Here is a 13,123-nt window from a genome sequence, read left to right as displayed (position 1 = left end):
TCTGTTTTTAGGATTTTTTACGCGTTTTCTTCTTGCTGAGCAGTTCCTGTGCTTCCTCGAGAGTCACCGCCTGCGGGTCCACGTCCTTGGACAAGTCTACCTTTTTGCGGCCCTTGATCACCGTATGGCGTCCCCAGCGGCCCTTCTCAATCCGGATGTCCTCCTCGGGCCACTCCCGGACGAGCTTCTCGGCCTCTTTCTTCTTCTTGGCTTCGATCAGTTCTTCGATATCCGCCTGGCTCAGGTTGTCGAAATCGTATTTCTTGGGAACGTTGATAAACATGCCGTCCCATTTGATGAACGGCCCAAACCGGCCCTTGCCCTTGGTCACCGGCTTATCCTCATAGGAGGCAATCGGGGCGTCCTGTTTTTTCTTGGCGCGGATCAGCTCGGCAGCCCGCTCCATGTCCACGTCAAAGACGCTTTCACCCTCGTCCAGGGAAACGAATTTTTTGCCGTAGCGCACATACGGGCCATACCGGCCCACATTGGCCTCCACCTCATCCCCTTCAAAGGTGCCCAGTTTCCGGGGCAGCTTAAATAACTCCATCGCCTCGTCATAGGTGATGGTGGCCAGGGACTGGTCCGGGAGCAAACTGGCAAACTGGGGCTTCTCCTCCTCGTCCGCTGTCCCGATCTGTACCATGGGGCCAAACCGGCCCAAACGCACGGCCACCTGCCGCCCGGTCTCCGGGTCGGTTCCCAAAACGCGTTCCCCGCTGGCGCGGTCTGCATTCTCCTCGACATCGAGCACATTCGGGTGGAAATCCTTATAGAAATCCCGAAGCACATCCTGCCAGTCTTCCTCCCCTGTGGCAATGTCGTCAAAGTCCTTTTCCACCTTGGCGGTAAAATTGTAATCCAGGATATTGGCAAAATGGCTCACCAGGAAATCGTTGACGATCATCCCGATATCCGTCGGCACGAGCTTGCCCTTGTCCGATCCCACGGTTTCGCTCAATTCCTTCCGCTTCACGCCGCCTCCTTCCAGGGTGAGTTGCAGGTACTCCCGCTCCGTGCCGTCCACTGTGCCTTTTTCGACATACCCGCGATTCTGGATCGTGGAAATGGTCGGGGCATACGTGGAGGGGCGGCCAATCCCGAGTTCCTCCAGCTTTTTGACCAGGGAAGCCTCCGTATACCGGTACGGCGGTCGGGTAAACCGCTGGGTGGCTGTGATGTAGTTGTTGGTCAGCGCCTCGTCTACCTGCATGGCCGGGAGCATGCCGTCCTGTTCTTCGGCGTCCTCTTCGTCTTTGCCTTCCAGATACACTTTCAGGAACCCGTCAAATTTAATCACCTCCCCGTTCGCGCTGAAGAGGCGGTCGTCCCGGTCGTTGCGGATCTTTACCTGGGTGCGCTCCAGCTGGGCGTCACTCATCTGCGAGGCCAGGGTCCGCATGCGGATCAGCTCGTATAACCGGGCCTGGTCGCGCTCTACGTTGGGGCGCTGCAGCCCCATATCGGTGGGACGGATGGCCTCGTGCGCCTCCTGGGCCCCTTTGGATTTTGACTGGAACTTCCGGACTTTGCTGTACTTTTCCCCGTAATTCCCTACAATTTCTTCCTTGGCAGCCGCAATGGCCTCCCCGGACAAACTCACGCTGTCCGTACGCATGTAGGTAATAAGCCCCGCTTCGTAGAGCCGCTGGGCGACCTGCATGGTACGGGAGACCGAAAAATAGAGTTTGCGGGAAGCTTCCTGCTGGAGGGTGGAAGTGGTAAACGGCGCAGCCGGGGATTTCTTAGCAGGTTTGGTGTCCAGGCTGTCCACGGCAAAGGAGGCGTTGGCCAGCCCCGCCAGGAATTCCTGAGCCTCCGTTTCGGTATCGAAGCTCTCATTGAGTTTGGCGGGCAGGGTGGCCCCGTTTTCCGTCCGGAATTCGGCGGCAACCTTGAAGCTGCTCTGCGGTTCGAATTCCTCGATGGCCCGCTCCCGTTCCACAATCAGGCGTACGGCCACCGACTGCACCCGGCCAGCGGAGAGGCCCGGCTTGATTTTCTTCCAGAGGACGGGCGACAATTCATACCCTACCAGACGGTCCAGGATCCGGCGCGCCTGCTGGGCGTTGACCAGGTCGTAGTTGATTTTCCTCGGGTTCTCAATGGCCTTCTGGATAGCCGATTTGGTAATGGAATTAAAGACAATCCTCCGGGTCTTGTCGGCGTCCAGTTTCAGGGTCTCGGCCAGGTGCCAGGAAATGGCCTCCCCTTCCCGGTCCTCATCGCTGGCCAGCCAGATGGTTTCCGCCTTCGAGGCGAGTTCCTTCAACTTCTTGACCAGTGCCTTCTTCTCCTTATCGACCACGTATTTCGGACTGAAGTCCTTGTCTACATCCACCCCGAGTTCCCGCGAGGGCAGGTCGGCAATATGCCCGAAACTGGAGGTTACCTTGAAGTCCTTCCCCAGGAATTTTTCAATGGTTTTTGCCTTTGCAGGCGACTCCACGATTACCAGGTTTTTTGCCATTCCTTATAAATTAGGATCACAAAAGTAGCCGAATTTTTTAATATCCGCACCTGCCGGCCGTATCGGGGGATGCGGAAAATGACATTCCCGGCGGCGGGTATCCTTTCCCGAAGGGCCGCAAACCAAACCCGGCCTTACAGGAAATATCAATATATTATATCTTGTTAGAGTTGCCCCAGTAAAGCTGCAGCTGTTTACCCTCCCTATAGGTTCGGTTACCAGTTTGCCGAACAATTCGGGAAGCAACTCCGGGGCGAACAGGAGAGGTAAATCATTTGCGAAACGTCATCGTTTCCGGGCACAGAGCGATAGGGTACTCTCAATCAGCCAGGGTCAGCGCGCTGAGGAATTCGAGGCCCGCTTCCGTGTAGCGGTATTGGCTGAGCAATCCCTCCCCCACCATCAGCAGGTGGTCCTCGAGCGGGATCACATCGTACGGATTCACATCGTCGAATACGGCCAGTTGCTGCAGGTCCGTCACGTTGGACTTGTCGTAGACTTTCAGGCCGGAGGCCCCGTCACAAATAAAAAGCTGCTCGCCCCGGATACCCAGGCCGTACGGCTCGTCCATCGGATAGCTGATGAGGAGCTCGGGGGTGTGGATATCGCTGATGTCCACAATAAACAAACCGCTTTCCGTGGCACCGCAGCCATTCCCGCCCCGCAGGGTTACAAAGGCGTAGTCCCCGTCCACCACCACCGGGTCGCAGGCCGTGCCGTGCTGGAATTCTGAGACGAAGGCCGGAGCTGCAGGGTTGGAAATATCGAAAATGTACATCCCGCGCATACTGCCCAGAAAGAGGTGGTCCCCCCGGTTAAAAATGGTCTCGATATCGAACCCTGCAAATACATCGTCCCCGGCCACCGGCGCTTCGAGGTTGGAAATATCGAATACATTAATGGTGTGGCTGTCCACGGCGTAAAGGAAGTCTTCAACGATCTTGAACCGCGCTAGGGAACCGCCCTGTCCGGTCCCGGAGGCATTGTCCGCGGCCGCTTCCAGGAAATCTACCTGCCCCCGGTTCCTGCCTTCGACCTCGGAAACCGACAGCCGCTCAGTCCGCATTTCCCAACCCACCAGGATCTCATCCTGGGCATTCCAACCGTCGTACTCCACGATGTCTGCCTCAAACGGCCAGGGCACGTGGTCCTGCAGGACGCCCTTTAACCGGGCCACCGGACGGATGTTGTCCGGGTTGGAAATGTCGAGCACCACCAGGTCCGAGAGGCTGTCGGCAAACAGGTAGTTGTCCCTGACGGCGATATCGACATTCCCGGGAATATTGATAAACCCGGTCTTCCGGGGGGCCAAGGGGTCCCGGTTGTCGATCAGGTGGACTCCCTTGAAGGGTTCGTTGACGAAGATCCGGTCGCCGAAGGCGTAGATTTTTCCGGAAACTGTCAGGGGTTGGGGCGGGAAGATGTCCACCGCCGCTTCGAACTGTTCCACGGACATCGTCAGCGGGGTGGCCACCAGGTAGTCGGCGAATTCGGAATCATTGTCTTTTTCACAGGAATTCAGCAGGAGGAAGCCTGCCAGGATCAGAAGGAGGCGGGAGGTTTTCATCGGGCAATTGGTTTAAAGGGCTGTTATCCCAAAGATACGCAGGGGCGTTTCAGGTTGCGTTTTTTTAGGAAATTTTAAACGCTGCCAAATTGTCATATTCCCAAGTTCCTAGTATCTTTGCTGCCCTTCCGGTGAGAAGGAAATTCAGATGCATGGAAAAGACAATAAATGAAGCGGAACAGGGAACGGCCCTGGAAATGCGGGGCAAGGATGGGAATGCCCGCAAACTGTATATCGAGAGTTACGGCTGCCAGATGAATTTTTCGGACAGCGAAATCGTCGCGTCCATCCTGGGCCAGGAAGGATTCAATACGACCAGCCGCCTGGAGGAAGCAGACCTGATCCTGGTCAATACCTGCTCCATCCGGGAAAAGGCCGAACAAACCGTCCGCAAGCGGCTCGTCCACTTCAACGGCCTGAAAAAGAGCAACCCCGGCGTCAAGGTGGGGGTGCTCGGCTGTATGGCCGAACGGCTGAAGAGCCAGTTCCTGGAGGAGGAAAAGATCGTGGACATGGTGGTGGGCCCGGATGCCTACAAGGACCTCCCCAACCTGGTGCGGGAAGTAGACAGCGGGCAGAACGCCGTAAATGTCATCCTCTCCAAAGAGGAAACCTATGCGGATGTATCGCCGGTCCGCCTGGGCAGCAACGGGGTTACCGCCTTTGTTTCCATCACCCGGGGGTGCGACAACATGTGCACGTTCTGCGTGGTCCCGTTTACTCGCGGCCGGGAACGCAGCCGGGATCCGCAATCCATCCTCCGGGAGGTCGGGGATTTGTGGGCCAATGGCTATAAGGAGGTGACCCTGTTGGGGCAGAACGTAGACAGTTACCTCTGGTACGGAGGGGGCCTCAAAAAGGATTTTGACAAGGCGAGCCCCATGCAGCAAGCCACAGCCGTGAATTTTGCCGGGTTGCTGGAGATGGCCGCCACGGCCTACCCGGGCATGCGGTTCCGCTTTTCGACATCGAACCCCCAGGATATGACCCTGGACGTCATTGAGACGATGGCCCGCTTCGACAATATCTGCAACTATATCCACCTGCCCGTGCAAAGCGGTAGCGACCGGATCCTGAAAGCCATGAACCGTTTGCATACCCGGGAGGAATATTTCGGGCTTATCGACAATATCCGGCGGCTCATCCCGGATTGCGGCATCAGCCAGGACATGATTGCCGGCTTCCCGACGGAAACGGAGGAAGACCACCAGCAGACCCTGTCCCTGATGGACTATGTAAAATACGACTTCGGCTTCATGTTTGCCTATTCGGAGCGGCCCGGAACGCTGGCAGCCCGGAAAATGGCGGACGACGTCCCCGATGCGGTGAAGAAACGGCGACTGCGGGAAATCATCGACAAGCAGCAGGCGCACAGCCTGGAGCGCAACCAGGCGCATATCGGCCGCGTGGAGGAAGTGCTTATCGAAGGCCCCTCCCGCAAATCGGATGCCCATTGGATGGGGCGGAATACCCAGAATACCGTGGTGGTTTTCCCGAAAGAAAACTACCGGGTGGGCGAATTCGTCAATGTGCGAATCGAGGATTGCACTTCGGCCACGCTCCTGGGTACGGCAACCGGTTATTCCAATATGAACTGAAATGGAGAACGTACAAGCCATCAAACAGCGTTTTGAGCTGATCGGCAACGATGTAAAGCTCAACCGGGCCCTGGAAAAAGCGATCCAGGTTGCCCCCACGGATATCTCCGTGCTGGTCACGGGCGAAAGCGGGGTGGGAAAGGAATCCATCCCCAAGATCATCCATTCGCTCTCCCACCGCAAGCACGCCAAGTATATTGCGGTAAACTGCGGGGCCATCCCCGAAGGCACCATAGACAGCGAACTCTTCGGGCACGAGAAAGGGGCGTTTACCGGGGCCACCCAGACCCGGAGCGGCTACTTTGAAGTGGCCGACGGGGGGACGATTTTCCTGGACGAGGTAGGCGAACTGCCGCTGACCACCCAGGTGCGGCTGCTGCGGGTGTTGGAGAACGGGGAATTCCTGAAAGTGGGGTCTTCCCGGGTCCAGACCACGGACGTGCGGATTGTGGCCGCGACCAATATGAATATGCGGGAAGCCATCGAAAAGGAAAAGTTCCGCGAAGACCTGTTCTACCGGCTGAGCACCGTGGAAATCCATATCCCCGCCCTGCGCGACCGCCGGAACGACATCCACCTGCTGTTCCGGAAATTCGCCTCGGATTTCGGGCAGAAATACAAGATGCCGACCATCCGCCTGGAAGACGACGCCGTGCCCGTACTGGAGAACTACCGCTGGCCGGGAAACATCCGGCAGCTCCGGAATATCGCCGAGCAGATTTCCGTTTTGGAGAAAGACCGCTCCGTGTCGGCGGAGACGCTCCGGTCCTACCTGCCCGAATCCGGCGGGAGCCGGCTTCCGGCCGTGGTGGAACAACGGCGGCGCGAAGGCGACTTCTCCAACGAGCGGGAAATCCTCTACAAGGTACTCTTTGACATGAAGTCGGACCTGAACGACCTGAAGAAGCTCACCCTGGAAATGCTCAAACACGACAACAGTGAAAAAGTCCAGGAAGAACAGGAACAACTGATCCGCAAGATTTACGGGTCCGAGGACGGGGAGATCCTGGATGAGGAAACCGCCGTGGCCATCCTGCCCCCTGCCGGCCAGGAACCCGAGCGCACACCCCCTGCCGCCCCACCCCAGGACAAGTACCATTTTGCGGAGGAAATCGAAGAGGAAGAAACCCTATCTTTACAGGAAAAGGAAATCGAACTGATCGCAAAATCCCTGGAGCGGAACAAAGGCAAGCGCAAAGCCGCGGCTGCCGAACTGGGGATTTCCGAGCGGACCCTCTACCGCAAGATCAAGCAATACGACCTCTAGCATGAAGCGGATGAAGCAATTTGGCCTGGCCCTCCTGGCCCTGGTACTTTTGGGTTGCGGGGCCTACTCCTTTACCGGGGGGGACGTCGGCGAAGCGGAGACTTTTCAGGTGAACTATTTCCAGAATTACGCCACCCAGAGCCCCGGGTCGGTTTTCCACCCGGGCCTCGACCGGGACTACACGCTTTCCCTCCAGGACCTGATCCTCAACCAGACCAACCTGGACCTGGTAGGCTCCAATGCCGATTTGGTTTACGAGGGGGAAATCGTCGAGTACCGCGTGCAGCCCATGTCTGCCACTGCGGAGCAACGCGCTGCCCAAAACCGGCTGACGATGACCGTCAACGTGCGCTTTTTCAACCGAACCAAAGACAACGTGGACTTTGAACAGCGGTTTTCCTTCTTCTACGATTACCCGGCTGCCACCCAGCTGGCCAGCATCCGGGACGCCGCCCACCAGGAGATCTTTGAGCGGATCAACCAGGACATATTCACCCGATCCCTCGCTAACTGGTAGGAGATGCAAGTACCCGATTTCACATACCTGCTGCAGCAACCCGGGAAATTAAAAACCCCCGTCCAGACCCGGCAGCTCGAAGAAGTCCTGAAAACCTACCCCTGGTTCCAGGCGGCCCGGGCCCTCCACCTCAAGGGGCTGCGGAACCTCAACAGCTACAAATACAACCAGGCCCTGAAAGTCACGGCTGCCTGTACGGCCGACCGGGAAGTACTCTTCGATTTCATCACTTCCGAAGCCTTCCTGCAAAATGAAATTGCGGATGCGATTTCGGGCAAGACTTCCCTGTCGGATCGGGAAATCGAATCCGAGGAGGTGGCCCCTGAACCCGGAAGGGATGCCGGGATGGTGGACGAGGGGGAAGACGGGGCACTACCCCGGTCCACCGCGGAAGCCGAACAAATCCTCGACCCGAAACTCTTCCGCTCCAAAGACCCGGAGGTAGACAGGGAACTGGAGGCCGATCGGGTAGCGGCCCGTGAAAAACTGGGGATGGGCCGCCCCCTGGACTTTCACAAGGGAGAGCGCTATTCCTTCTCGGAGTGGCTGCAGATCACCAGCCTGGGGCCCGGCAAGCGCAAAGAGCCAACTACCCCCGCTGCAGGGGATGAGGACGCAGCGTCCAAAGCCCCGGGGGGTGACGCCGCGTCGCCGGCGAATCCCGACCCGAAACCGGCTGAAGACGCGTCGCGGAAACAGAAATTCGACCGGATAGACCGCTTTATCCGGGACAACCCGAAAATCGTCCCGCAGGCAGCCGCCGAAGCGGAAAAAGTAAACATTTCCCAGTCCGTTAAAATCGACAAGGAAGAGCTGATGACCGAGACCCTGGCCCGGGTTTACCTGGAACAGGGAAAGCACAAAAAAGCGATACAGGCCTACCGGATCTTAAGTTTGAAATATCCGGAAAAAAGTGGTTTCTTTGCGGACCAAATTAAAGCGGTGGAAAAACTGCGGAAAGATAAACCCAAGAAATAATGAGCACATTTTCCATATTCCTGGTCCTGATCATTATCGTCTGCCTGCTGCTGATGCTGGTGATCATGGTACAGAACCCGAAAGGCGGGGGCCTCTCCTCCTCCTTTGGCGGTGGCGGGAACCAGGTGGTTGGCGGGGTCAAGAAAACCGGCGACTTCCTGGACAAGAGTACCTGGACGCTGGCGACGGTCCTGATCGTCCTGATCCTGCTCTCCAATGTGACCCTGAAAACCAATTTCCAGGAGGCCGAATCGAGACTCCTGCAGGAAGACGGCATTGAAGCTGTACCCGAGGGGGACCTGGAGTCCATCCCCGAAGCGCCGGCCGGCGAACCTGCCAGCCCGCTCGATACGCTACAGTAAAAACACACCCGAAACTATGGGAAATGCCAGTTTGTATGACAAGCTGGCATTTTTCATTTCACAAACTGTCAGTTTTTGCCGCATGGCACAATTTCTGCCCTGTGGAAGGGCGAAACTTAAAATCTAAAAAATCGATCAATATGGCTAAAGTAAACATCAAACCACTGGCGGACCGGGTCCTTGTAGCACCCATGGAAGCCGAAACCAAGACGGCCTCGGGGATCATTATCCCGGACACGGCAAAGGAAAAACCGCAGAAAGGCAAAGTCGTTGCGGTAGGCCCGGGCACCAAGGACGAAAAAATGACCGTTTCGGTGGGCGACACCGTATTGTACGGCAAGTACTCCGGCACCGAGCTGAAATTCGACGGGGCCGACTACCTCATGATGCGCGAGAGCGATATTTTAGCAATCATATAAATTAAACACCACGGCCGGCCGGCCCGCGGGGCCGACTCCGGCTGAATCCAAAAATCAACATTCGCATTATGGCAAAAGACATAACTTTTGATATTGAAGCAAGGGACGGGCTGAAGCGCGGGGTAGACGCCCTGGCCAACGCCGTTAAAGTAACCCTCGGGCCAAAAGGCCGGAACGTAATCATCAGCAAATCCTTCGGGGCCCCGGTGGTCACCAAGGACGGGGTTACCGTAGCTAAGGAAATCGAACTGGAAGATGCCCTGGAGAACATGGGTGCCCAGATGGTCAAGGAGGTTGCCTCCAAAACCAATGACCTGGCAGGCGACGGAACCACTACTGCCACTGTCCTGGCACAATCCATCGTCAAGGAAGGCCTCAAGAACGTGGCAGCCGGCGCCAACCCCATGGACCTCAAGCGCGGTATTGACAAGGCCGTAGAGGCAATCGTCGAGAACCTTGCCAAGCAAGCCAAAAAAGTAGGCGACTCCAGCGAAAAGATCAAGCAGGTAGCCGCCATTTCCTCCAACAACGACGAGACGATCGGGGAACTGATCGCCGAGGCGTTCAACAAAGTTGGCAAGGAAGGGGTGATTACCGTTGAGGAGGCCAAAGGAACCGACACGTATGTGGACGTGGTAGAGGGAATGCAATTCGACCGCGGATACCTCTCCCCGTATTTCGTAACGGACTCCGAGAAGATGATCTCCGAGCTGGACAACCCGTACATCCTGCTCTTTGACAAGAAGATTTCCACCATGAAGGACCTGCTGCCCGTGCTGGAACCGGTAGCACAGTCCGGAAAGCCCCTGCTGATCATCGCAGAGGATGTGGATGGGGAAGCCCTGGCCACCCTGGTGGTCAACAAACTGCGCGGCAGCCTGAAGATCGCCGCTGTGAAGGCTCCCGGATTCGGCGACCGCCGCAAAGCCATGCTGGAAGATATCGCCATATTGACGGGCGGAACCGTAATCTCTGAGGAGCGCGGCTTCACCCTTGAAAACGCCAGCCTGGATATGCTCGGCACCTGCGAAAAGGTCTCCATTGACAAGGACAATACGACGATTGTCAACGGTTCCGGTTCTGCCAAGGACATCAAGGCCCGTGTCAACCAGATCAAATCGCAGATCGAGACCACTACCTCGGACTACGACCGCGAGAAACTGCAGGAACGCCTGGCCAAACTGGCCGGCGGGGTGGCCGTCCTCTACGTAGGGGCCGCTTCCGAAGTGGAGATGAAAGAGAAGAAGGACCGTGTGGACGACGCGTTGCACGCCACCCGTGCCGCCGTTGAGGAAGGCATTGTCGCCGGTGGGGGCGTTGCCCTGGTACGCGCCTTTTCGGTACTGTCCAAGGTGAAAACCGAAAACGCCGACGAAGCCACCGGGCTGCAGATTGTCGCCCGGGCCATCGAGTCCCCGCTTCGCACCATCGTGGAAAACGCCGGGGGCGAAGGCTCCGTGGTAGTTGCCAAGGTACACGAGGGGAAAGGAGACTTTGGCTACGACGCCAAGAGCGAGAAATACGTGGAAATGATGAAGGCCGGGATCATCGATCCCAAGAAGGTGACGCGTATTGCCCTGGAAAATGCCGCATCGGTTGCAGGCATGATCCTGACCACCGAATGCGCCCTGACGGACATCAAGGAGGACGCCCCTGCCGGACCGCCCATGGGCGGAGGCGGCGGCATGCCCGGCATGATGTAACCCGTTTCCGACTGAAACCATTCCCCTTTGGGAATTCACAAAAACCGGCAGCCCGATCTGCCGGTTTTTTTATACCCGATTTTGTAACTTGTCGGCCTTTAATCAGCAAGCCCAATGAACGAATCCCTATTGCAAGATGCCCTGGAAATCCTCCGGGATACAAATCAACCCCCGATAGCCCGTTTGCAAGGAGTCTGCGACCTGCTGCAGGACCGCGTCCCGCACTACGACTGGGTGGGCTTCTACTTCCGGAACGGGGACCGGCCCGAACTGAAACTGGGCCCCTATGCAGGGGACCCTACGGACCATACGATCATCCCTTTTGGCAAGGGGATTTGCGGGCAGGTAGCCCTGAGCAACGAAAATTTCGTGGTGCCGGACGTCGGCGCCCAGGACAACTATATCGCCTGCAGCATCCATGTTAAGGCGGAAATCGTCGTGCCCATCTTTGTGGACGGGGAAAATATCGGGCAGATCGATATCGATTCCCACACCCCGGACCCCTTTGGCCCGGAAGACGAAAAATTCCTGGAAACGATCTGTGCGGAAGTATCCAAGATCCTGTGAGGCCTTCGCTGGCCCCGGAGGCTTGCGCATTCTTTAAAACTTTCCCGGTTTTGTTGATAAACCGGCCGGCATGTTCAAGGCAAAGAACGTACTTTTGCTCACCTAAACCCTTATAATCCAGCACAGATGAGTACTTCCCGAAAAGCGGCTTCGGCCCTGGTCTCGGTTTTTCACAAGGACGGGCTCGAACCCGTGGTCCGCAAATTGCACGAACTCGGCATCGCCCTGTATTCCACGGGCGGCACTGAGGCATTTATCCGGAAACTGGGCATCCCCGTTACGGCTGTAGAAGATGTCACAGGCTACCCCTCCATCCTCGGCGGCCGGGTTAAAACGCTCCACCCGAAAGTCTTCGGAGGCATCCTCGGCAGGCGCGAACTCGAATCGGACAGGGAGCAACTGGAACAGTATGAGATTCCCCGGATGGACATCGTGATCGTGGACCTCTATCCATTCGAAAAAACAGTTGCCGACGGGGGCTCCCGCCAGGAGATCATCGAAAAAATCGACATCGGGGGCATCTCGCTCATCCGGGCGGCCGCCAAAAACTACAAAGACGTTCTCTGCGTGTCGGCCATGTCCGATTACGCCCCCCTGCTGGAGGTGCTCGAGGAAGGCAGCGGAACCACTACCCTGGAACAACGGCAGGCCTTTGCAGCCAACGCGTTTCAGGTTTCTTCCCATTACGATACGGCCATCTTCAATTACTTCAACCGGGAGGCGGGGAAGCAATCCCTGAAAATCAGCGTCCCGGAAGGGCGCGTTTTGCGCTATGGGGAAAACCCGCACCAACAGGGCATTTTTTACGGGGATTTCGAGGCCCTCTTTGACCAGCTGCACGGCAAGGCACTCTCCTACAACAACCTCCTGGATATCGATGCAGCGGTGAACCTGATGGAGGAATTCCGGGAAGACGACCCCACCTTTGCGATCCTGAAACACAACAACGCCTGCGGCCTGGCCACCCGGGACACGCTCAGCGATGCCTACCGGGATGCCCTGGCAGGCGACCCCGTATCCGCCTTCGGGGGCATCCTCATCTGCAACCGCCCGATGGATGCCGACACGGCCACCCAGGTCCACGAACTCTTCTGCGAAGTGGTCATCGCCCCCGCGTTTGATGCGGATGCCCTGGCCATCCTGAAAGGGAAGAAAAACCGGATCCTCCTGGTTCAGAAACCCCTGCCGCTGCCTGAAGGCCAGGTCCGCACCTGCCTGAACGGCATCCTCTACCAGGAGAAAGATTCCAAAACCGACCAGGCCGAAGACCTGGACTACGTAACCGGGAAACGCCCCACCTCCTCCGAGCTGGACGATTTGCTTTTTGCATCCCGCATCTGCAAGCATACGAAGTCCAATACAATTGTCCTGGCAAAAAACCGGCAACTCTGCGCCAGCGGAACCGGCCAGACTTCCCGCGTGGACGCCCTGAACCAGGCCATCCACAAGGCTGGCAGCTTTGGCTTTGACCTCCAGGGGGCCGTGATGGCCAGCGATGCCTTCTTCCCGTTCCCGGATTGTGTGGAAATTGCCGGGAAGGCCGGGGTAACTGCCGTGATCCAGCCGGGGGGCTCAATCAAGGACCAGTTGAGTATCGATTATTGCAACGAAAATGGAATTGCGATGGTAATGACCGGCACGCGTCATTTTAAGCATTAATTTTACTACTTTTATC

General features: G+C 57.2%; 11 protein-coding genes. 9 read left to right on the top strand and 2 right to left on the bottom strand.

Annotated features, from left to right (window positions below; translation table 11 throughout):
• Window positions 1-7 precede the first annotated feature (7 nt).
• Together topA and RB2501_RS05560 are read right to left on the bottom strand one after the other, a co-directional pair.
• Window positions 8-2,470, bottom strand: coding sequence for a type I DNA topoisomerase (gene topA, locus RB2501_RS05565; protein WP_015753783.1), 2,463 nt, complete (start codon window positions 2,468-2,470; stop codon window positions 8-10).
• Window positions 2,471-2,789: 319 nt separating this feature from the next.
• Window positions 2,790-4,037, bottom strand: coding sequence for an LVIVD repeat-containing protein (locus RB2501_RS05560; protein WP_015753782.1), 1,248 nt, complete (start codon window positions 4,035-4,037; stop codon window positions 2,790-2,792).
• Between the two features lie 152 nt (window positions 4,038-4,189).
• Here RB2501_RS05560 and miaB point away from each other — a divergent pair, with 152 nt between their 5' ends.
• From miaB to purH, 9 genes are all read left to right on the top strand, one after another.
• A complete protein-coding gene (gene miaB, locus RB2501_RS05555; protein ID WP_015753781.1) occupies window positions 4,190-5,635 on the top strand; it encodes a tRNA (N6-isopentenyl adenosine(37)-C2)-methylthiotransferase MiaB in 1,446 nt (481 codons plus the stop codon).
• 1 nt (window position 5,636) lies between these two features.
• On the top strand, window positions 5,637-6,902 hold the full coding sequence (locus RB2501_RS05550; protein WP_015753780.1) for a sigma 54-interacting transcriptional regulator: 1,266 nt from the start codon (window positions 5,637-5,639) through the stop codon (window positions 6,900-6,902).
• Window position 6,903: 1 nt separating this feature from the next.
• A complete protein-coding gene (locus RB2501_RS05545; RefSeq protein WP_015753779.1) occupies window positions 6,904-7,419 on the top strand; it encodes an LptE family protein in 516 nt (171 codons plus the stop codon).
• Window positions 7,420-7,422: 3 nt separating this feature from the next.
• A complete protein-coding gene (locus tag RB2501_RS05540) occupies window positions 7,423-8,397 on the top strand; it encodes a hypothetical protein (protein ID WP_015753778.1) in 975 nt (324 codons plus the stop codon).
• Complete coding sequence (gene secG, locus RB2501_RS05535; RefSeq protein WP_015753777.1) at window positions 8,397-8,759, top strand: preprotein translocase subunit SecG; 363 nt, start codon at window positions 8,397-8,399, stop codon at window positions 8,757-8,759. Before RB2501_RS05540 ends, secG begins: the two co-directional genes overlap by 1 nt.
• Before the next feature lie 140 nt (window positions 8,760-8,899).
• Complete coding sequence (locus RB2501_RS05530) at window positions 8,900-9,178, top strand: co-chaperone GroES (protein WP_015753776.1); 279 nt, start codon at window positions 8,900-8,902, stop codon at window positions 9,176-9,178.
• Between the two features lie 68 nt (window positions 9,179-9,246).
• Window positions 9,247-10,881, top strand: a complete 1,635-nt coding sequence (gene groL / locus RB2501_RS05525; RefSeq protein WP_015753775.1) for a chaperonin GroEL — start codon at window positions 9,247-9,249, stop codon at window positions 10,879-10,881.
• A 114-nt stretch (window positions 10,882-10,995) separates the two neighbouring features.
• Window positions 10,996-11,448, top strand: a complete 453-nt coding sequence (locus RB2501_RS05520; protein WP_015753774.1) for a GAF domain-containing protein — start codon at window positions 10,996-10,998, stop codon at window positions 11,446-11,448.
• Window positions 11,449-11,574: 126 nt separating this feature from the next.
• The gene (gene purH, locus RB2501_RS05515) at window positions 11,575-13,107 is read left to right on the top strand and encodes a bifunctional phosphoribosylaminoimidazolecarboxamide formyltransferase/IMP cyclohydrolase (RefSeq protein ID WP_015753773.1); all 1,533 of its coding nucleotides are present in this window, start codon (window positions 11,575-11,577) and stop codon (window positions 13,105-13,107) included.
• Window positions 13,108-13,123 lie beyond the last annotated feature (16 nt).

This window comes from Robiginitalea biformata HTCC2501, from assembly GCF_000024125.1.
Lineage (GTDB): Bacteria > Bacteroidota > Bacteroidia > Flavobacteriales > Flavobacteriaceae > Robiginitalea > Robiginitalea biformata.
Note: the sequence above shows the minus strand (reverse complement) of the source record. Positions and strands in the feature narration are given on the sequence as shown.

Bases quoted from the DNA above. Each gene is read 5' to 3' on its own strand.
- RB2501_RS05560 (WP_015753782.1), bottom strand. From the start codon at position 4,037: ATGAAAACCTCCCGCCTCCTTCTGATCCTGGCAGGCTTCCTCCTGCTG.
- RB2501_RS05540 (WP_015753778.1), top strand. From the start codon at position 7,423: ATGCAAGTACCCGATTTCACATACCTGCTGCAGCAACCCGGGAAATTA.
- secG (WP_015753777.1), top strand. From the start codon at position 8,397: ATGAGCACATTTTCCATATTCCTGGTCCTGATCATTATCGTCTGCCTG.
- RB2501_RS05520 (WP_015753774.1), top strand. From the start codon at position 10,996: ATGAACGAATCCCTATTGCAAGATGCCCTGGAAATCCTCCGGGATACA.
- RB2501_RS05545 (WP_015753779.1), top strand. From the start codon at position 6,904: ATGAAGCGGATGAAGCAATTTGGCCTGGCCCTCCTGGCCCTGGTACTT.
- RB2501_RS05530 (WP_015753776.1), top strand. From the start codon at position 8,900: ATGGCTAAAGTAAACATCAAACCACTGGCGGACCGGGTCCTTGTAGCA.
- topA (WP_015753783.1), bottom strand. From the start codon at position 2,470: ATGGCAAAAAACCTGGTAATCGTGGAGTCGCCTGCAAAGGCAAAAACC.
- groL (WP_015753775.1), top strand. From the start codon at position 9,247: ATGGCAAAAGACATAACTTTTGATATTGAAGCAAGGGACGGGCTGAAG.
- miaB (WP_015753781.1), top strand. From the start codon at position 4,190: ATGGAAAAGACAATAAATGAAGCGGAACAGGGAACGGCCCTGGAAATG.
- purH (WP_015753773.1), top strand. From the start codon at position 11,575: ATGAGTACTTCCCGAAAAGCGGCTTCGGCCCTGGTCTCGGTTTTTCAC.
- RB2501_RS05550 (WP_015753780.1), top strand. From the start codon at position 5,637: ATGGAGAACGTACAAGCCATCAAACAGCGTTTTGAGCTGATCGGCAAC.